General features: G+C 50.9%; 1 protein-coding gene. It reads right to left on the bottom strand.

The window, feature by feature from the left end:
- Positions 1–1,785, bottom strand: a 1,785-nt coding sequence (locus tag ABD769_RS24880) for a non-ribosomal peptide synthetase (RefSeq protein ID WP_344854067.1), incomplete at both ends; no start/stop codon positions are given.

Genomic DNA, 1,785 nt, shown 5'->3' on the forward strand with positions numbered 1-1,785 from the left:
AAGTTCTATTTTATATTCCTTTCGGATCGCAGATACCAGGCGGATGGCCAGAAGAGAGTTGCCGCCAAGGTCAAAAAAGTTATCCCCGGTCCCGATCTTTTCAATATTCAGCAGGGAAGACCAGATCAGGCAAAGGCGTTCTTCCACCTCACCATCAGGCCCGACATACTCTAGGGAACGGAGAAGGCTTAGGTCAGGCTCCGGAAGCAATCCCCTATCAACCTTACCACTGGCCGTCAACGGAAGTTCAGCAAGCTCAACAAAGAAGGAAGGGACCATATAATCAGGCAAAACGTTCAACAGAAAAGCACGAATGCCATCAACATCATACGCACCGGAAGGAACTATATAACCGATCAGTTGTGGGGGGCCATCTCCCCAGGTGCGTGAAACTACAACGGACTGGCTTACAAAACTACTTTCACCCAGCACGCTTTCGATCTCGCCCAGCTCTATACGGTAACCACGAACTTTCACCTGGTTGTCCAGGCGGCCAAGAAAGTCAATGTTCCCATCCGGTAGCCAGCGGCCAAGATCGCCTGTAAGGTACAAACGGCCGGTACCGGAAAAAGGATCCGGGATAAAACGCTCAGAGCTAAGCTCATCAAGGTTCAGGTAGCCCCGGGCAACCTGAACACCACCTATGCAGATCTCCCCGGGAACACCTACCGGTACCAGCCGCATGCAGGAATCAACGATATAGATCAATGTATTGGGGATGGGGCTTCCAATGGGAACAGAGCTGTTCACAGGCTGCCCGTCCCAGCTCCAGTAGGTCACATCAACGGCAGCCTCGGTCGGGCCATAAAGGTTATGCAGTTCCGCAAAGGGAAGCTTTTCCCCGAAAAATGCAACCTGTGACCGCTTTAGTTCTTCCCCACTGCAGAAAACACGCTTCAAACCCGGGCAGTCACCTGCGCCAAGACCATCCAGAAAAGTTTCAAAGGCAGAGGGTACAAAGTGGATGTTATTAACACCCCAACCCCTGATTATTTCCCTGATGTAACCATTGTCCTTATGCCCCCCAGGTTCCAGAATAACCAGCCGCCCCCCTGAAATCAGGGGAATCAGGATCTCCCACACTGAAACATCAAAACAAAAATTGGTCTTCTGGACAAAAACATCTTCTGCACCGATACCATAGTGCTCACGCGACCAGGAAAGACGGTTTAGTATGCTCAAGTGCTCCACCATGACACCTTTAGGGCGGCCAGTGGACCCCGATGTATAGATAACATAAGCCAGGTCGAACGGATCAGGGCCAAAACCCAAAGGTTGCCCCTCATCTAAGGAGATCAGTCCTTCTGATTCATCAAGGTTCAGCAACAGCCTGCCGTCGAAACAGAGGCCGGCAAAGGAATCCAGGCAGCCCGACATACTGACTATAACAGAAGGAGAAACATCATCCAGCATATAGGAAATACGGTCCACAGGATAGGAAGGATCTATGGGAACATAAGCCCCCCCTGATTTCAATATACCAAGGATGCCCACAACCATCTCGAAAGAACGCTCAACACAAATTGGGACCAGCATGCCCGGAAGAACACCAAGGCCCTGGAGATGGCGTGCAACACGGTTACTCCGCAAGTCCAGCTCCTGATAACTCATCTCGACACCTCCATAAACAAGCGCAACAGAGGAACCACCACGGACAACAGAATCGTGGAAAAGATCTAAAAGGGTGGAACCCGAAACATCATCAGAAACCGGGGGATTGAAAGAAAAAAGCTCCGAAACCTCAGGGCCAGGCAGAATATTCAAGGTATCGATACCGGAACCAGG

This window comes from Pedobacter jeongneungensis (assembly GCF_039538295.1).
Classification (GTDB): Bacteria; Bacteroidota; Bacteroidia; order Sphingobacteriales; family Sphingobacteriaceae; genus Pedobacter; species Pedobacter jeongneungensis.